This window comes from Pseudomonas farris (assembly GCF_019145235.1).
Lineage (GTDB): Bacteria > Pseudomonadota > Gammaproteobacteria > Pseudomonadales > Pseudomonadaceae > Aquipseudomonas > Aquipseudomonas farris.
In genome coordinates this window covers 421,007-438,557 of the sequence record NZ_JAHSTV010000003.1, presented here as the reverse complement: position 1 = coordinate 438,557, position 17,551 = coordinate 421,007, and the positions used below count along the sequence as shown (strand labels likewise).

The following is a 17,551-nucleotide window of genomic DNA, read 5'->3' as shown; positions in this document are numbered from 1 at the left end:
ATTATACGCACCTCAGCTCCGGTTTCTCTCGTCTCATGCCCGCTATTAACACAGACCTGCCAGCCCTCGCCCAATCCATCAAGGACTGGGGCCGCGAGCTGGGCTTTCAGCAAGTCGGCATCAGCGGCCTCGACCTGGCCGAGCATGAGCAGCACCTGGAGCGCTGGCTCGCGGCCGGCTACCACGGCGAAATGGAGTATATGGGCGCCCACGGCAGCAAACGTTCGCACCCGGAAGAGCTGGTGCCCGGCACGCTTCGCGTCGTTTCCCTGCGCATGGACTACCTGCCGGGCGACACCGAAATGGCCAAACGCCTGGCCGAACCGGAAAAAGCCTACGTCTCACGTTATGCCTTGGGCCGCGATTACCACAAATTGATCCGTAAACGCGTGCAACAACTGGCGGAAAAAATTCAGGCGGTGATCGGCCCGTTCGGCTACCGCGCCTTTGTCGACAGCGCCCCAGTGCTGGAAAAAGCCATCGCGGAACAGGCTGGCCTTGGCTGGATCGGCAAAAACACCCTGGTCTTGAATCGCAAGGCCGGCAGCTACTTCTTCCTCAGCGAACTGTTCGTCGACCTGCCGCTGCCGGTCGACCCGCCCCACGCCACCGAACATTGCGGTCGCTGCACCGCCTGTCTGGACATCTGCCCGACCAACGCCTTCGTGGGTCCGTATGTGCTGGACGCCCGGCGCTGCATTTCGTACCTGACCATCGAACTGAAAAGTGCTATCCCCGAAGATTTGCGGCCATTGATCGGCAATCGGGTATTCGGTTGCGATGACTGTCAGATCGTCTGCCCGTGGAACCGCTTCGCTCGACCTTCTGGCGAAAGCGATTTCAAACCAAGGCACAATCTGGACAACGCCGAACTGGCCGAACTGTTCATGTGGGACGAAGAGAAGTTCCTCAGCAGCACCGAGGGCTCACCGCTCAGACGCGCGGGTTACGAGCGCTGGTTGCGCAATCTGGCGGTCGGCCTGGGTAATGCGCCGTCGAGTATTCCGGTGTTGGAGGCGCTGAAGGCACGGCGGGACTATCCGTCGGAGCTGGTGCGCGAGCATGTTGAATGGGCTTTGAAACAACACGCGAGTCGTGGGGATCATGCCTCGTCGTTATAAACAAACTTGGGCATTTCCCAGTGGAAACGGATCGCCAGCAAACGCAGCAGGAAGCCGCCGAACAGGGTAATCAGGATCGCCTGTTCACCGGGTAATTGCAGGTAGATGCAGAGCAGATAGCACCACGCCGCGGCAAACGAGACGCTGGCGTAGAGCTCGCGGCGGAATATCAGTGGGATGTCGTTGCAGAAGATGTCTCGCAGGATGCCACCAAATACCCCGGTGATCACGCCACTGACCGAGGCCACCAGCATGCCATGACCCATTTCCAGGGCCGTCATGCAGCCGATCAGGGTGAACGCCACCAGGCCCACGGCATCAAGCACCAAAAACAGCGAACGCAGATGGCGCATCCAACGAGCGATGAAGATCGTCAGCATCGCCGCGACGGAGGTCAGCACCAGGTATTCCGGGTGTTTGACCCAGGTCAGCGGGTAGTGGCCGAGCAGCACGTCGCGCACCGAACCGCCGCCCAAAGCCGTGACGCACGCAATCAGCACCACGCCAAACCAGTCCATGCCGCGACGGCCTGCAGACAGGGCGCCAGTCATGGCTTCGGCAGTAATGGCGATCAGGTAGAGCATCAGCAACATGGTGGCGGTCCTTACAAGAAGGCGCGCAGTCTACTCACTTCACCGAAGCACCAAAAGAGGGCGCCGAAGCATTCACGCAGATCTGTGGCGAGGGGGCTTGCTCCCGTAGGGTCGCGCAGCGGCCCCAAAACCAGACACCATGTTTTGTCAGGCATACCGCGACCGACCGGTTTGCGACTGCTGCGCAGCCGAACGGGGCGGTGCGGCGTTCCGACAAGCCCCCTCGCCACAATGGCCCGCGACCACCCAATCAGAACTTGATGAAATTCTTGCGGTAGTGCTGCAGCTCGGCGATCGATTCGCGGATGTCATCCAGGGCCAGGTGGGTGCTGCCCTTTTTGAAGCTGTCGCGTACGTCCGGTGCCCAGCGCGCGGCCAGCTCTTTAAGGGTCGACACGTCAAGATTGCGGTAGTGGAAGTAGCTTTCCAGGGATTTCATGTGGGTATAAAGGAAGCGACGGTCCTGGCAGATGCTATTGCCACAGATCGGCGACTTGCCCTTCGGCACCCATTTTTCCAGGAAGGCGATGGTTTCGGCTTCTGCTTCGGCCATGCTGATACGGCTGTCGCGAACCCGTTGGGTCAGCCCGGAGCCGCCGTGCTGACGGGTATTCCACTCGTCCATGCCGGCGAGGATCTCGTCGCTGTGATGGATGGCGATCACCGGACCTTCGGCCAAGGTGTTCAAATTACTGTCGGTGACGATAGTGGCCATCTCGATGATGACGTCGGTATCAGGGTTCAGACCGGTCATTTCCAGGTCGATCCAGATCAGGTTCAGCGGGTTTTGCATGAGTCGGCTCCTCGGCGTAGGTGCGCAGTTTAGCCTAGGGAGGCCGCCGGGCGTGCTAAACTCGCGGCCGTTTTACCTAATCGCTGCATTCTCGATACGGAACACCCATGGCCAAACGCCAACTCAATCGTCGTCAAAACTGGCGCATCGAAAAGATTCAGGGCGAGCGCGCTGCCCGCGCCGCCAAACGCGAGTCCTCGGCTGTCGAGGCACTCGAAGGCGGCGACCTGGGCCCGGAACAGACGGGCCTGGTGATCGCGCACTTCGGTGTGCAGGTCGAAGTCGAGGCCCTCGATGGTGAATTGGCCGGCCAGGTGTTCCGCTGCCATTTGCGCGCCAACCTGCCAGCGCTGGTGACCGGCGATCAGGTTGTGTGGCGTGCCGGCAACCAGGGCATCGGCGTAATCGTGGCGCAACTGCCGCGCAAGACCGAGCTCTGCCGTCCCGACAGCCGTGGCCAGCTCAAGCCGGTGGCGGCTAACGTCGACTTGATCGTTATCGTCTTCGCCCCGCTGCCCGAGCCTCACGCCAACCTGATCGACCGTTACCTGGTCGCCGCTGAACACGCCGGCATCCGCCCGCTGCTGTTGCTCAACAAATTCGACTTGATCGACGAGCAGAACGCCCCGGCGCTGAATGCCTTGCTGGCGGTTTACCGCACGCTGGGTTACCCGGTGCTGGAAGTGTCGGCCCACCACGGCAATGGCATGGAGCAGTTGCAGAAGCAGCTGGACGGGCACATCAGCGTATTCGTCGGCCAATCCGGTGTCGGCAAGTCGTCGCTGGTCAACAGCCTGCTGCCGGAAGTCGACACCCGCGTCGGCCCGCTGTCCGAGCTGTCGGGCCAAGGCACCCACACCACCACCACCGCGCGGTTGTTCCACTTCCCCGGTGGCGGTGAGTTGATCGACTCCCCGGGTATCCGGGAATTCGGCTTGGGCCACGTCAGCCGTGCCGACGTCGAAGCCGGCTTCATCGAATTCAACGACCTGATCGGCACCTGCCGTTTCCGCGATTGCAAGCACGACCGCGAGCCGGGTTGCGCCCTGCTCAAGGCTCTTGAAGAAGGCCGCGTGCAGCAGCAACGGATGAACAGCTATCGGTCGATCATCGCCAGTTTGCCGGAAAGCAGCTATTAAGTAGCCTGGATCATTTTTGTGACGCTACGAAAATGATCAGCAGCACCCCGCGTGTCTAGTCCTGAAACAGGCGTAAACCTTATTCCGGACGAGATAACAGAGACAAAAAAGCCGACATCACTGTCGGCTTTTTTGTGGATCACTGCTTGGGCGGCTCACCCGGTTTCGGCGCAGGAGCATCAAACAGATTCAACCGCTCCCGAAGCTCATGAGCCGGCAGCGGTTCCTTATCCGCCGGCAAGGCATTCGGATCAACCGGTGGTGCGGGCACTTCGCCCGGACCACCCTGCCCTTGCGTCGGCACTGGCGCAGGTTCCGCACCTTGCGAGCCTTCGATGGCACGCTGGGCTTTCTTGGTCAGCACGACGATGTCGATACGGCGGTTGACCGGGTTGAACGGGCTCTCCCGGTCGAACAGCGCCGACGAGGCGTAGCCCACGACCCGCGCTACTTGAGAGTCCGGATAACTGCCGGCGATCAATGCACGGCGAGCCGCGTTGGCGCGGTTGGCCGAGAGCTCCCAGTTGCCGAAGTCGCCGGTGCCCGAGTATGGCTTGGCATCGGTGTGGCCGCTGATGCTGATCTTGTTCGGCACCGCTTTGATGGTGTCGGCCATGGCCAGCAGGATGTCTTCGAAATACGGCTTCAGACGCGCACTACCGGAGTCGAACATCGGGCGGTTTTCGGCGTCCACGATCTGGATGCGCAGACCGTCCTGAGTGATCTCGAAGAGAATCTGGTCCTTGAACTTCTGCAGCTGCGGATTTTCTTCGACCTTGTTCTGCAGCTCTTGCAGCAGCAATTCCAAGCGTTCCTTCTCGACCTGCTCGGCCATGCCTTCGACCTGTTCGGAGTCGATCGTTACCTTGTCCGGCTGAGGCTGGGATTGCACCTCGGGGTTGAGGGTGTTCTCCGGCGCCAGGGTCGGCGAGCCGCCCAGATCGATGATGTATGGCGTGCCGCTTTCGGAAAAACCGACCGGGTCCTTGAAGTAACCGGCAATGGCGATCTTCTGTTCCGGTGTTGCCGTGGACAACAGCCACAACACCAGGAAGAACGCCATCATCGCCGTTGCAAAGTCCGCGAAGGCGATTTTCCAGGAGCCCCCGTGATGCCCGCCCGCGTACTTTTTGACGCGCTTGATGATTATCGGCTGGTTATTTTCCATGACTTAGCGACCGCGAACCGCTTGTTCCAGCTCAGCGAAGCTAGGACGGTGCGCCGGGTACAGAACCTTGCGACCGAATTCCACCGCCAGCGATGGCGGCATGCCGGAAGCCGAAGCCACCAGCGAGGCCTTGATGGCTTCGTAGACGTTCAGTTCTTCCTTGGCATCGTGGGCCAGCGCATGGGCCAGCGGACCAAAGAAACCGTAGGCGGCGAGAATACCGAAGAAGGTACCTACCAGTGCGGCACCTACGTGCAAGCCAATCATTTTCTGGTCGCTTTCACCCAGGGAAGCCATGGTCACCACGATACCCAATACCGCCGCAACGATACCGAAACCCGGCATGGCATCGGCGATGCCGTTGACTGCGTGGGAAGGGTGGTCCAGGTCTTCCTTGAGGCTGGTCAGTTCCATGTCGAACAAGCCTTCGAGTTCATGGGGAGCCATGTTGCCGGAGGACATGATGCGCAGGTAATCGCAGATGTACGCAGTCATGCGGTCATCTTTCAGGACTGCCGGATACTTGGCGAAGATCGGGCTCGCAGCGGCATCTTCGATGTCGCCTTCGATCGCCATCATGCCTTCTCGGCGGCTCTTGTTAAGAATCTCGTAAATCAGCCCCAGCACTTCCAGGTAGAAGGTGTGGTTGAAACGCGAACTGAACATGCCCAAGGACTTCTTGAGCACGTGCATCGTCATATGACCGGGGTTGGCCTGCAGGAATGCACCAAGGGCCGCGCCACCGATAATCATCACCTCGAAAGGCTGGATGAGGGCGGCAATCTTGCCGTGGGAAAGCACGTATCCGCCGAGCACGCTCGCGAATACGACGATGATGCCGATAATTTTAGCCATAGGTAGGAGAGCACTTACTGAGTCGGGTTCAAGGTCATATTCGGAAGTTAAAAAATCTCTTCTTCTCCTTATCGGCAAAACTGCGCCAGACTATAGCCAGTTCAATCGAAAAGCTAAATTAGCCCGCTCCGGGCACAGGTAGTGCAGACAATGATCGCGTCCAGCCATGGCTAACGAAACGAACGTCCCAATGCCAAAACCGACCACGCTCGAAGGCTGGGTCAAGCTTCTCGATGGTGTGCGCCTGCCGGTTCCGCAAGCCAGTCACGACCAAGTCTGCAAAGCCATCCGCGATAGCCGCAGCTCGCTGCGCGACATTGCCGAAATGATGCAGGACAGCCCGGCCCTGGCCTTGAGTGTGATTCGCGAAGCCAATCGCCACACTCATGGCAGCATGAGCGAACCCGCTGAAAATCTTGAAGTGGCAATTAATCGCCTCGGCTTGAAACGCACCGAAGAATTGCTCGAGCGCTTGCCCGCCGAACCCCAATCGGAGATCCCCGTCGCCCTGCGCCAGCTTCAGCTGATCAGCCAGCACGCCACTCAACAGGCCAACGGTTTTTTTGCCGGTCGCCTGGCGCGGTTGTGGCAGGACATCCACTGGGGCAGCCTGCTGTTTCTTTCGCCACTGTGGCCCATGGCGTTGACCCATCCGCAGTTGCTTGAAGAATGGGAACTGCGGGTCATCCATAAAGGTGAGTCGGCGCGCAAAGTAGAAAAGCAATTATTCGGCGTGCGCTTGCTGGAAATCTGTCTGGCGCTGGTGGATGTCTGGCATTTGCCAATCTGGGTGCAGCAGGGTTATCGACTGCTGCGCAGCGAACAACGCGAGCTGGTGAAAGTCCTGCGCATCGCGCGTGACAGCGATCACCCGCTACGCCAACAGAACCGTCTCGATGACGACCCGACGCTACGGCGTTGGCTCAATCAGCCCGCCAATACCGTGCTGCTGGCCAATGGTCTGGCGTTGTCGGCACAACAGGCCTGGGACAGTCCCCACTGTGAACGCTGGCAATACCTGACCAGCCTTTACCTGCAAATGCCGATGGATGAGGTGCAACAACAATTGCACCAACAGGCCGCCAACAGTGCCCGCCAACACGCCATGCCGGACCTCTGGCACCCGGCCGAAGCGCTGATCTGGCCGTCGGGCATGAACCGCGTTCACGCCGGTTTGCTGCCGGCCCCGGCGCCCACCGCCGAAGACCTGGCGAAGTGGCGTAAACAATGCGCCGAACTGCTGGTGGAGCCGAGCCGTTTTACCAATGCCATGCACTTGACCACATCGGCCCGAGACGCCCTGGTGGCGTGTGGCATGCGGAGGGTGATGATCCTGATGGCCGACCGCACGCACGCTAATCTGCGCGTGCACCAGATTGCCGGGCTGCCCAAAGAAGTGGCCGGCCTGAACCTGGCGGTCAGCCAGAGTACCGTGCTGCAACGCCTGCTCGCGCAACAGGCCCAGGTGCGCCTGACGCCGGCCAACAATGCCCAATTCTCAGCCCTGTTGCCGGCCAGCCTGCGTTCGCAGTTCGGTGGCGAACACCTGCTGCTGCGCTCCTTGGTCAACAACGGTCGAGTGATCATGATCGTGGTGGCGGATCAGGGCGGCGGGCCGTTCTCGGAAATCACCGTGCAAGCATTCGGCAAAACCGCGCAGTGCATCGAAAAGGCCCTGCACAGCTTTAGCCAGCGCTAGGACCACCACCGGGCCTGTTTTCAGTTATTTCCTGTGCCGAAATAACTGATAACAGGCCCTCATGACGCTGCGCTACAATCCTCCCCTTTGTGCTCTGGAGACCTCACATGTCTGACTTCTCTGGCTTGGCGCTGGTGATCGAGCCGAGCGACCTGCTCCCGCGTCTCGACTCCCGCGAACTGATTCTGGTGGACCTGACCAGCAGCGCCCGCTATGCCGCAGGGCATATCCCCGGGGCACGCTTTGTCGATCCAAAACGTACTCAATTGGGTCAGGCGCCTGCGCCAGGCCTGCTGCCGACCCATGCCGCGCTTGAAGCATTGTTCGGCGAACTGGGCCACAACCCCAATGCGGTCTACGTCGTCTATGACGACGAAGGCGGCGGTTGGGCCGGACGCTTTATCTGGCTGCTGGATGTCATCGGTCACAGCAAGTATCACTATATCGATGGCGGCCTGAAGGCCTGGCTGGCAGAAGGCTTGCCCATGTCGATCCAGATCCCGCCAGCGGTCGGCGGCCCGGTCGCCCTGACCCTGCACGATGACCCCATCGCCACCCGCGAATACCTGCAAAGCCGTCTCGGTGCCGCCGACCTGGCGATCTGGGACGCACGCGGGCCGCTGGAATACTCCGGCGAGAAAGTGCTGGCAGCCAAGGGCGGGCACATTCCCGGCGCGGTCAACTTCGAATGGACCGCCGGCATGGATCAGGCGCGCAACCTGCGCATCCGCACCGACATGCCGAAAATCCTGGAACAACTCGGTATTACCAAAGACAAAGAAGTCATTACCCACTGCCAGACTCACCATCGTTCTGGCTTCACGTATCTAGTCGCCAAGTCGCTCGGTTATCCGCGAGTCAAAGGCTACGCCGGCTCCTGGGGCGAATGGGGCAACCATCCCGACACGCCCGTAGAGATTTAAGGTTTTTTAAGGACAGTTAATGAATAAGCGTTTGTTTATCCTCAGCCAATACCTGCTGCCCCACCACTTGCTCTCGCGACTGGCCGGCTGCATTGCCGAATGCCGCGTGCGCTGGTTCAAGAACGCCTTAACCGCCTGGTTCGCCAAGCGTTATCAAGTGGACATGTCCCAGGCGCTGGTCGAAGACCTGACGGCTTACGAGCACTTCAATGCGTTCTTCACTCGCGCCTTGAAAGACGGCGCTCGCCCGCTGGACCAAACCCCAGGCGCGATCCTCAGCCCGGCCGACGGTGCCGTCAGCCAGCTCGGCCCGATCGAACACGGTCGCGTTTTCCAGGCCAAGGGCCACAGCTTCAGCGTGCTGGAACTGCTCGGTGGTGACGCGGCCAACGCAGCGCCATTCATGGGCGGTGATTTCGCCACCATTTACCTGTCGCCCAAGGATTACCACCGCGTGCACATGCCGCTGGCCGGCACGCTGCGCGAGATGGTCTACATCCCCGGCCGCATCTTCTCGGTCAACCAGACCACCGCTGAAAACGTACCGGAACTGTTCGCGCGCAATGAGCGTGTGGCGTGCATTTTCGATACCGAGCGCGGGCCGATGGCCGTGGTGCTGGTGGGCGCGATGATTGTGGCGTCGATCGAAACTGTCTGGGCCGGGTTGATCACACCGCCAAAACGCGAGCTGAAAACCTTCCGTTACGACGAAGCCGCCCGTGCGCCGATCCATCTGGAAAAAGGCGCGGAACTGGGTCGTTTCAAACTCGGCTCCACGGCTGTCGTGCTGTTCGGGCCGGATCAAGTGAAATGGGCTGAAGGACTGGGCGCCCTTTCGCCAGTGCAGATGGGCCAGGGCATCGGCTTGCCAACCGCCTGAGCCCGGACCCGCCGCCCGAATTTCTTTTGGGCGGCGCATCCCCCTGTAGCTGCCGAAGGCAAGCATGACGTAAATATCGCGACATCCCCTCCAGCGTTCATAGCTGCTACAGTCAAGTCATTCACTGCCCATTTCCCGGTCGGAGTTTGTCTACGGCATGAATGAGACCAATCCTGTCCTGCAGCTACGCGCACCGATTCCGACGCAGTCGCGTCTGTCTTTCTGCGAAGCCACGCCTCGCGATCTCAAGCGCTGGATCGCCAACCTGCCCAAAGCCAACATCGGCGAAACCGCTCGCCAGTTGTATCAAGGCTTGAGCGAACTCAACCAACTGCTCACACCCAGCGACAATCGCCTGCAATTGCTCGAACTTCTGCGGCCCGAGGTGTATTACGTCTGCAAGCACCTGGAGCGGCATTTCCTGCATCAGGCGATTGTGCTCGACGAGCGCTCGCGAAAAATCGCCAACCTCTGCCAGGCGCTGCAGAGCCACTTGGCGATCGGCTATAAGCAAATCGTCATCCGCATCACGCCGCGCTTCAGTAAGGACCGCGCGCCGCTGCTGATCCAGGCTTTGCAGCGGGCAATCCATTGCCTGAACGGCGCGTTGATTCGCGCCACTGAACTCTATTGCCCGGTGCCCGAAAATCTGTGGCTCGAGTTACATCAGCTGTACCGGATTGGCTGTCAGTTCCAGCTGCAAAATTTGAGCATGCGTGATGAACTGGCCAGTCAGACGCAAAGCCTGAGCATCGAGCAAACCTACGTCGTCGCCCTCCTGCTGGGTGCTTCACGCTGCAATCAACTGCGCCAGAACCAGATCGCCCGGCTCGCCGAGGTGCTCGAACCCTGGAGCCAGTGGATCAAGCTGCAACCGGCCAAACCGGACAACGGGCTGTTTGCCATCGCCCCGGATCTCGACACCGGGCCGCGTTACCGCTCCAAATTCCTCGCCGAACAACAGGAGAGCTTGCTGGGGATCAACCCGCAACCGCTGGTCGCGGCCATCGAAACCCATCTGCAACAGTCGGCCGACAAGGCATCGTCGTTGCACGTTCCGGCGGGGCTGAATCTGGATACGCTGCAACACCTGCATGCCGCCTGGGGTCAGGCCGCCGAGCGCAGTTTCCAGCGCACCGTCGGCCACGGCACATTGACTCTATGCGTAGGCATGAGCGCGCTGCACTTTTATCTCGGCGGGCAACGCTCGTTCAACGACATCCTGAAAAAACCCGGCGCCCGACCCGCGCAGTTCTCGGCGACCGACCCGACAGGTCGCGCCAAAGACCAATGGCGCCACGCCTTCGACGCCGCCCCTCATGGCACGGCAGACACGCTGCTGCCCTACGAAGAGATCGAGTACCCACACCTTCAGAACGATGACAGCCACGAGGCGGCCGACCGCCAGCAGCATTTCCCGACCTATGTGCTGCCGGTGATCAATCACAGCCCTGGCGGCTATTGCCTGGCCTGGCCCGGCGCGGTGCCCGCCGAGCTACAGGCCGGCGAAATGGTCGGTATCGAGGATGCTGCCGGTCAAGGCTGGAGCATTGCAGTGGTGCGCTGGATCCGCCAGGTTCGGGGCGGCGGCACGCAGATGGGTATCGAGCAAGTCGCGCCTTGTGCCGAACCCTGCGGCCTGCAGCTGATGCGCTCCGGCGACGAGCACAGTCAGTACTTGCGCGGGCTGTTGCTGCCTGCCATTAGCGCCATTGACCTGCCGGCTACCCTGCTCACGCCGCGCCTGCCGTTCCAGGAAGGCAATAAGGTGCTAATCAATACCAACGGCGAGGAACGCCGGGCGGGGCTGGAGCGCCGGGTGGCGAGCACCAACAGCTTCAATCAGTTTGCCTACCGTTCACTTGAGACAGCCAGAAACGAAAACGCCGCGGGGAGCGGCGTGGTCGGGGTAGCGGAAGAATTTGATTCGTTGTGGAAGTCGCTTTGAGCGTAAGTCTGTAAAACCGCGGCGCGCCCTTCGCGAGCAAGCCCGCTCCCACATTGGATCTATGTCGATCACACGATCAATGTGGGAGCGGGCTTGCTCGCGAAGAGGCCCGCCCAGACAACCTGAAACTCAGAGCTGCCCGTCGCGATCCCGGAAGCCCAGCAGATACAGCACGCCATCCAGCCCAAGGGTGGAAATCGCCTGCTTCGCCGATTGCTTGACCAGCGGCTTGGCACGGAACGCCACACCCAGCCCGGCAATCGCCAGCATCGGCAAATCGTTGGCACCGTCACCGACGGCAATCGTCTGCTCCAGACGCAAACCTTCCTTGTGAGCCAGCTCACGCAGCAGATCTGCCTTGCGTTGCGCATCGACAATCGGCTCGACCGCCACGCCAGTGACCTTGCCATCGACCACAGCCAGTTCGTTGGCGAATACGTAGTCGATGCCCAGCTTGGCCTGCAATTGCTTGGCGAAGTAGGTGAAGCCGCCCGACAGAATCGCCGTTTTGTAGCCCAGACGCTTGAGTTCGGCGAACAGGGTTTCGGCGCCTTCGGTCAGGCGCAGCGAGGCGCCGATGGAGTCCAGCACGCTGACGTCCAGCCCTTGCAGCAAGGCCAGGCGCTCCTTGAAGCTGGCGCGGAAGTCCAGCTCGCCAGACATCGCCCGTTCAGTGATCGCGGACACCTGGTCGCCCACACCGGCAGCCTTGGCCAGCTCATCGATGACTTCGGCTTCGATCAGTGTCGAGTCCATGTCGAACACCGCCAAACGGCGGTTACGGCGGAACAGCGAATCTTCCTGGAAGGCGATGTCGACGTTCAATTCTTGAGCGACGCTGAGGAATTCGGCCCGCAGCGCTTGCGGATCCGCCGCCTCGCCGCGCACAGAAAACTCGATGCAGCCCTTGCCCTTATCGGCAGGGGTGTCCAGCGGCATGCGCCCGGACAGGCGATCGATATGATCAATGTTCAGGCCATATTTGGCGGTGATCGAGCTCACGCGCTGCAATTGCTCGGCGGTCACTTTGCGGGTCAGCAGGGTGACGATGTGGCGTTTCTTGCCCTGATTGCCGACCCACAGCTGGTAATCCTCTTCGGACACCGGCGTGAAACGCACCTGTTGCTCAAGCTCATAGCCTTTGAACAGGATGTCCTTGAGCACCGAGTTACCTTGTTCGGTATCGGGAATTTCAACCAGGATGCCAAACGACAGGGTGTCGTGGATCACCGCCTGACCGATGTCGAGAATGTTCACACCACCCTGGGCCAGAACGCCGGTAATGGCCGCAGTCAGACCCGGACGGTCGACTCCCGTGATGTTTATCAGGACGATTTCGCGCAAGGCGCACCCCCGCAGGTGGAAAAAAACCGCATTCTACCCATTTTCAGTGACCATCGGGCACCGCGAGCGCTTTGACGGCCTAGGGCCTGTCGCTATACTGCGCGTCAACTTCACGGACAAAGAGCCGAGCTCAAGTGAACCGGCCCACGCCAGTAAAAACCGATAACTTCTTTCTGCTGATCTTCCGGGCACTGCGTCATCGCCGTGTACCGATCGCATTGCGCATTGCCAGCCATAACGTGATCCTGGTCGCTCTGGCCCTGGTGATCTATGCCTGCGTGATGGGTTTGCAGTTCAAGCAGGCCATGCACGAGCAGGCGGATGCCCTGGGCGAAAGCCTGACCACCCAGACCGCGACCTCGGCCACGGAACTGTTGGTGTCCAATGACATCCTCAGCCTGAACGTGCTGCTCAACAACCTGACCAAGAACAAACTGGTGGCCCACGCCGCCATTTATAGCGTGGATAACCGCATCCTCGCCGAAGCCGGTCAGCGCCCCAAGCATAGCCTCTTGGGCGAAGCCGAGGGCATGTACCAGAGCAAGATCACCTTTCAGGACGTGACCGCCGGGCAACTGCGCATCAGCCTGGACATGGATCAGTTCCAGCAGCCGATGACCATCAGCCTGCAAAGCATGGGCATTCTGAGTGCGATTCTGCTGGCGCTGTCCCTGGCCTTGAGCCTGCGCCTGGGACGCAATATCTCCACACCGCTGATGCAATTGCGGGTGTGGCTGCGCAATATCGACGAATACACCCCGGCCACCGAGCGCCAGGATGAGGTCGGCGACCTCGCCCGTCAGCTGCACGCCAATTTCGCACCGGAGCCGGCCGAGCCGGAACCCGCGCCGGAGCCTGAATACGACGACAGCGATTACGAAGAGGCCGACGATAACGAGCCGAGCTTCGAAGTGCGTAACCTGCGCGATCCGAGTTTCGACGAAACCAAGCCTGTCGCCGGCCTCAAGCCTGCGCCGCGGCGCACTGTCAGCACCGTCGAAGACGATGAGGACGACGAAGATCCGTTTGCCGATCTGCGTGATGATTCGGCAGACAGCGCGCCGAAACCAGTCGTAAAGCCGAAGGTATCGAACCTGCCGCAGCACAGCGCGGTACTGGCCGTGCAACTGGGTGCGCAAGATCAATTGCGCCGCCTGCCCCGCGCACGTCTGGAAGAGCTGCTAAAACGCTACCGCGATTGCCTCGATCAGGCCGTGTCGCTTTACCAGAGCGAGCTGCACACCCTGAACGATGGCAGCACGCTGATGCTGTTCCACAACGAAGACAGTGGCGACGACTACCTGACCAACGCCATCTGCTGCGGTGAGTTACTGCGCGCCTTGGGTCATCAGTTGCAGATCGAAGTCGCCGACAGCGGCATCACCCTGCAACTGCAACTGGGTCTGACGCTGGGTGACGAACTGTTCGGCTTGAGCCAGATTGATCTGCTGCTGACTGAAACCGCTCAGGATGCACTGGCCCTGTCGCAACACAGCCGCAACCTGCTGCTGGTGGAGCGCAAGATCAGCGACGACGCGCTGATTCGCCAGCGTGCGCGGATCCGGCCGATCGCAAGCCCTGAAGGTGCATGCTGCGTAGAGCGCTTGATGGAGCCCTATCCGTCGATGCTGGAACGACAACTGGCGCGGATGCACGAACGCCGCGCGTAAACGCTAGCCCCCGCGGTAAAGAAGCCCGCAGACGAGTGATCGTCTGCGGGCTTTTTGTTGCCTGTCCCGACCTCTTCGCGAGCAAGCCCGCTCCCACATTCATCTCGGCTGTCCACAAACGGTGTGCTCACTGAAGATCCACTGTGGGAGCGGGCTTGCTCGCGAAGAGGCCATCAGAAGCACTGAAGACTTCATTCCGCAGAAACAACAAAGCCCGCATCAATGGCGGGCTTTGCTTTGGATCAATCCAGGCTTAGAACCTGAAAACTTCCATATCCGTGCGAATTGGCGAAGCCATCGGGATTTTCGGTTGCTTCTCTGGCTCTGCTGCCGGTGCCACAGGCTTGGCAGCCTGCTTGCGTGGCGCTTCGGCGATCGGCGGCTGGTTGGCCAGCGGCTTGAGCGCCGTGGACAGCTGCTCGGCCAGACGCTGCAGCAACACACCCTGAGCCTGAACCTGAGCCGCAGTCCCGCCAGCGTGCTGCTCCTGCAGATGAATGATGCGGTTATCGCGCACCTGACCACGACGGTCGATCAGGCGCCATTGCGCATCAAGGATTGCCGGTTGCGACGCACCCGAGTCCAGACGCGTGATCGTCAGCAGAACCTGAACATCCGGCGTGAAGCCTAATGTCGCCGGTGCCAGGACAACGCGCTGGCTGTCCAGATGACCGGCAACCTGACGCAGCAACAACTGATCGATGTCGGACGACAGGCTACCCGCCCAACGACCATCAACCGAAGCTTGCAGGCTGCCATCGGGCTGACGCTGCAACAAGGTTTCGCGTTGCAGGTAGTCGGCAACCGTTACCGGGCCCAGCAATACCGCCATGCCAGCGCTTTGCGCAGGCTGAGCCGGACTTCCGCTGTCCAGCTGATACAACGACACCGGTTGGTGAACGCTGCAACCCGCCAGGCCAAGTACGCCAGCGAGCATCAAAATAAAAGGAAGGCGCAGAGCAGTCATCGTCCCATCCAGGTGGCTGCCACAAGGCTAACCACAGTGAAAATACTCAAAAAATATGAAGAACGCTCGGCCACGCCGGCGCTTGAAAGGCCATATCATCCGTGAATATGCGTTCCGACTCCAGCGGCAAAGCGTCGATCTACGCGTTAAATCGTAGATCGAGCGCTCTAGGACGCTTAATTGAGGTTTTCGACGAACAGCGCATCAACCCTCTGAAAGCCACGTGGCAGTTTGTTACCGCGACGCCCACGCTCACCTTTGTAGTGTTCGAGGTCATCCGCCTTCAGCGACAAGGTACGTTTTCCAGCCTGTAGCACCAACGTGGCACCCTCCGGCAAAACGGCAATGTCCGTGACATATTCTTCGCGACTGGCAACACGTTCACCGGAAATCCCGATAATCTTATTCCCTTTACCTTTACCTAATTGTGGCAGATCGCTGATTTTGAAAATCAGCAGCCGACCTTCGGTGGTCACCGAGGCCAGCCAGTTGTGCTCACGATCGGCTACCGGGCGCGGCAGAATCACTTTAGCGTTGTTCGGCAAACTCAACAGGGCCTTGCCCGCCTTGTTCTTGGCTTGCAGGTCTTCACCCTTGACCACGAAACCGTAACCGGCGTCGGAGGCGATCACGTACAGCGAATCGTCTTCAGGCATCAGCACGCATTCAAAACTCGCCCCTGGCGGCGGCGTCAGACGGCCGGTCAGCGGTTCGCCCTGGCCACGGGCCGAGGGCAAGGTGTGGGCCGCGACTGAATAACTGCGGCCGGTGGAGTCGATAAACACTGCAAACTGGTTGGAGCGACCGGGCGCTAAGGCCTTGAAACCATCCCCGGCCTTGTAGGAAAGCCCGGTGGCGTCGATTTCGTGCCCCTTGGCAGAGCGAACCCAGCCTTTTTCCGACAGAACTACGGTCACTTTCTCGTTCGGCAGCAGATCGTGCTCGGTCAAGGCCTTGGCTTCTGCACGCTCGACGATTGGCGAACGACGGTCATCGCCGTAAGTTTCGGCGTCCTTGATCAGCTCGGTGCGTACCAGCTTTTTCAGCTTGGCTTCGCTGCCCAGCAGGGCTTGCAGCTTGGCTTGTTCCTTGAGCAGTTCATCCTGCTCGGCACGCAGCTTCATTTCTTCCAGTCGCGCCAACTGACGCAAACGGGTGTCGAGGATGTAATCGGCCTGGATTTCGCTCAGGGCGAAACGCTCGATCAGTGCGGCTTTCGGGTGTTCCTCGGTGCGGATGATATGAATCACTTCATCCAGATTGAGGTAAGCGATCAACAAACCGTCCAACAGGTGCAGACGACGCTCAACCTTGTCCAGGCGGAATTGCAGACGACGACGCACGGTCTGCACCCGGAACTCCAGCCACTCGACCAGCAAGGCCCGCAGGTTTTTCAACTGCGGCTTGCCATCCAGACCGATGATGTTGATGTTGACCCGGTAGCTCGACTCCAGCTCGGTGCTGGCGAACAGGTGCTGCATCAGTGCATCGTGATCGAAGTTTTTGCGCGCACCGGGAATGATCACGATGCGGCATGGGTTTTCGTGGTCAGACTCGTCGCGCAGGTCAGCGATCTGCGGGGCTTTCGACGGTTTGGCCTGCATCATGGCCGCTATCTGTTCCAGCACCTTGGCGCCCGAAACCTGATGCGGCAGCGCGGTGACGATGATGTCGCCATCTTCGATGTGGTACACGGCGCGCATGCGCACCGAGCCCTTGCCGGTTTCGTAGATTTTCAGCAGGTCGGCGCGCGGCGTGATGATTTCCGCTTCGGTCGGGTAATCCGGGCCCTGGATGTGTTCGCAGAGCTGTTCGACCGTGGCTTTCGGCTCGTCCAGCAAGCGCACGCAAGCGGTCGCGACTTCGCGCAGGTTATGCGGCGGTACGTCGGTGGCCATGCCCACGGCGATACCGGTGGTGCCGTTGAGCAGAATGTTCGGCAAACGGGCCGGCAACACCAAAGGCTCTTCCAGCGTGCCGTCGAAGTTCGGGCCCCAGTCCGCGGTGCCCTGGCCCAGTTCGCTGAGCAGCACTTCGGAATAACGCGACAGCCGCGCTTCGGTGTAACGCATGGCGGCGAAGGACTTCGGATCGTCCGGCGCACCCCAGTTACCCTGACCGTCGACCAGCGTGTAGCGGTAGCTGAACGGCTGGGCCATCAGGACCATGGCTTCGTAGCACGCCGAGTCGCCGTGCGGGTGGAACTTACCGAGCACGTCACCGACGGTACGCGCCGATTTCTTGTGCTTGGAATCGGCGTCCAGCCCCAACTCGCTCATCGCATAGATGATGCGCCGCTGTACCGGTTTCAGGCCGTCGCCGATATGCGGCAAGGCACGGTCCATGATCACGTACATGGAGTAGTTGAGGTAGGCATTTTCGGTGAAGTCAGCCAATGACCGGCGTTCTACACCGTCCAGGCTGAGATCAAGGGAGTCGCTCATGCGGGCC

At 60.4% G+C, this 17,551-nt stretch carries 14 protein-coding genes; 7 read left to right on the top strand and 7 right to left on the bottom strand.

Annotated features, from left to right (window positions below; translation table 11 throughout):
- Positions 1-35: 35 nt before the first annotated feature.
- The gene (gene queG, locus KVG95_RS08210) at positions 36-1,121 is read left to right on the top strand and encodes a tRNA epoxyqueuosine(34) reductase QueG (RefSeq protein WP_217855555.1); all 1,086 of its coding nucleotides are present in this window, start codon (positions 36-38) and stop codon (positions 1,119-1,121) included.
- On the opposite strand, the gene KVG95_RS08205 is transcribed toward queG, so the two are convergent.
- Together KVG95_RS08205 and orn are read right to left on the bottom strand one after the other, a co-directional pair.
- Positions 1,103-1,714, bottom strand: coding sequence for a trimeric intracellular cation channel family protein (locus KVG95_RS08205; RefSeq protein WP_030128339.1), 612 nt, complete (start codon positions 1,712-1,714; stop codon positions 1,103-1,105). The genes queG and KVG95_RS08205 overlap by 19 nt on opposite strands.
- Positions 1,715-1,964: 250 nt before the next feature.
- The gene (gene orn / locus KVG95_RS08200) at positions 1,965-2,507 is read right to left on the bottom strand and encodes an oligoribonuclease (protein ID WP_008068863.1); all 543 of its coding nucleotides are present in this window, start codon (positions 2,505-2,507) and stop codon (positions 1,965-1,967) included.
- Between the two features lie 107 nt (positions 2,508-2,614).
- On the opposite strand from orn, the gene rsgA reads away from it, so the two are divergent.
- The gene (rsgA, locus tag KVG95_RS08195; RefSeq protein ID WP_007902636.1) at positions 2,615-3,646 is read left to right on the top strand and encodes a small ribosomal subunit biogenesis GTPase RsgA; all 1,032 of its coding nucleotides are present in this window, start codon (positions 2,615-2,617) and stop codon (positions 3,644-3,646) included.
- Between the two features lie 139 nt (positions 3,647-3,785).
- Here rsgA and motB read toward each other — a convergent pair whose 3' ends face one another.
- Positions 3,786-4,814 carry a flagellar motor protein MotB gene (gene motB / locus KVG95_RS08190; RefSeq protein ID WP_217855553.1) on the bottom strand — a complete coding sequence of 343 codons (1,029 nt, stop codon included), beginning with the start codon at positions 4,812-4,814 and terminating at the stop codon, positions 3,786-3,788.
- Between the two features lie 3 nt (positions 4,815-4,817).
- A complete protein-coding gene (gene motA, locus KVG95_RS08185) occupies positions 4,818-5,669 on the bottom strand; it encodes a flagellar motor stator protein MotA (protein WP_052965961.1) in 852 nt (283 codons plus the stop codon).
- 166 nt (positions 5,670-5,835) lie between these two features.
- Here motA and KVG95_RS08180 point away from each other — a divergent pair, with 166 nt between their 5' ends.
- From KVG95_RS08180 to KVG95_RS08165, 4 genes are all read left to right on the top strand, one after another.
- The gene (locus KVG95_RS08180) at positions 5,836-7,368 is read left to right on the top strand and encodes an HDOD domain-containing protein (protein ID WP_217855551.1); all 1,533 of its coding nucleotides are present in this window, start codon (positions 5,836-5,838) and stop codon (positions 7,366-7,368) included.
- A gap of 107 nt (positions 7,369-7,475) precedes the next feature.
- On the top strand, positions 7,476-8,291 hold the full coding sequence (locus KVG95_RS08175) for a rhodanese-like domain-containing protein (protein WP_217855549.1): 816 nt from the start codon (positions 7,476-7,478) through the stop codon (positions 8,289-8,291).
- A gap of 19 nt (positions 8,292-8,310) precedes the next feature.
- A complete protein-coding gene (asd, locus tag KVG95_RS08170; RefSeq protein WP_217855547.1) occupies positions 8,311-9,171 on the top strand; it encodes an archaetidylserine decarboxylase in 861 nt (286 codons plus the stop codon).
- A gap of 157 nt (positions 9,172-9,328) precedes the next feature.
- Complete coding sequence (locus tag KVG95_RS08165; protein WP_217855545.1) at positions 9,329-11,119, top strand: cyclic-di-GMP receptor FimW-related protein; 1,791 nt, start codon at positions 9,329-9,331, stop codon at positions 11,117-11,119.
- Positions 11,120-11,248: 129 nt separating this feature from the next.
- Here the strand turns inward: KVG95_RS08165 and serB are convergent, their stop codons facing one another.
- A complete protein-coding gene (serB, locus tag KVG95_RS08160; RefSeq protein WP_217855537.1) occupies positions 11,249-12,463 on the bottom strand; it encodes a phosphoserine phosphatase SerB in 1,215 nt (404 codons plus the stop codon).
- 134 nt (positions 12,464-12,597) lie between these two features.
- On the opposite strand from serB, the gene KVG95_RS08155 reads away from it, so the two are divergent.
- The gene (locus KVG95_RS08155) at positions 12,598-14,133 is read left to right on the top strand and encodes an AhpA/YtjB family protein (RefSeq protein WP_217855535.1); all 1,536 of its coding nucleotides are present in this window, start codon (positions 12,598-12,600) and stop codon (positions 14,131-14,133) included.
- Positions 14,134-14,386: 253 nt separating this feature from the next.
- Here KVG95_RS08155 and KVG95_RS08150 read toward each other — a convergent pair whose 3' ends face one another.
- Positions 14,387-15,100, bottom strand: a complete 714-nt coding sequence (locus tag KVG95_RS08150) for a PqiC family protein (protein WP_123721507.1) — start codon at positions 15,098-15,100, stop codon at positions 14,387-14,389.
- 176 nt (positions 15,101-15,276) lie between these two features.
- On the bottom strand, positions 15,277-17,544 hold the full coding sequence (gene parC / locus KVG95_RS08145) for a DNA topoisomerase IV subunit A (RefSeq protein ID WP_008074670.1): 2,268 nt from the start codon (positions 17,542-17,544) through the stop codon (positions 15,277-15,279).
- Positions 17,545-17,551 lie beyond the last annotated feature (7 nt).

Excerpts from the sequence above, each read along its gene's own strand:
- motB (WP_217855553.1), bottom strand. The coding sequence starts at position 4,814 with ATGGAAAATAACCAGCCGATAATCATCAAGCGCGTCAAAAAGTACGCG.
- motA (WP_052965961.1), bottom strand. The coding sequence starts at position 5,669 with ATGGCTAAAATTATCGGCATCATCGTCGTATTCGCGAGCGTGCTCGGC.
- rsgA (WP_007902636.1), top strand. The coding sequence starts at position 2,615 with ATGGCCAAACGCCAACTCAATCGTCGTCAAAACTGGCGCATCGAAAAG.
- queG (WP_217855555.1), top strand. The coding sequence starts at position 36 with ATGCCCGCTATTAACACAGACCTGCCAGCCCTCGCCCAATCCATCAAG.
- KVG95_RS08180 (WP_217855551.1), top strand. The coding sequence starts at position 5,836 with ATGGCTAACGAAACGAACGTCCCAATGCCAAAACCGACCACGCTCGAA.
- KVG95_RS08205 (WP_030128339.1), bottom strand. The coding sequence starts at position 1,714 with ATGTTGCTGATGCTCTACCTGATCGCCATTACTGCCGAAGCCATGACT.
- KVG95_RS08165 (WP_217855545.1), top strand. The coding sequence starts at position 9,329 with ATGAATGAGACCAATCCTGTCCTGCAGCTACGCGCACCGATTCCGACG.
- KVG95_RS08175 (WP_217855549.1), top strand. The coding sequence starts at position 7,476 with ATGTCTGACTTCTCTGGCTTGGCGCTGGTGATCGAGCCGAGCGACCTG.
- parC (WP_008074670.1), bottom strand. The coding sequence starts at position 17,544 with ATGAGCGACTCCCTTGATCTCAGCCTGGACGGTGTAGAACGCCGGTCA.
- asd (WP_217855547.1), top strand. The coding sequence starts at position 8,311 with ATGAATAAGCGTTTGTTTATCCTCAGCCAATACCTGCTGCCCCACCAC.
- orn (WP_008068863.1), bottom strand. The coding sequence starts at position 2,507 with ATGCAAAACCCGCTGAACCTGATCTGGATCGACCTGGAAATGACCGGT.
- KVG95_RS08150 (WP_123721507.1), bottom strand. The coding sequence starts at position 15,100 with ATGACTGCTCTGCGCCTTCCTTTTATTTTGATGCTCGCTGGCGTACTT.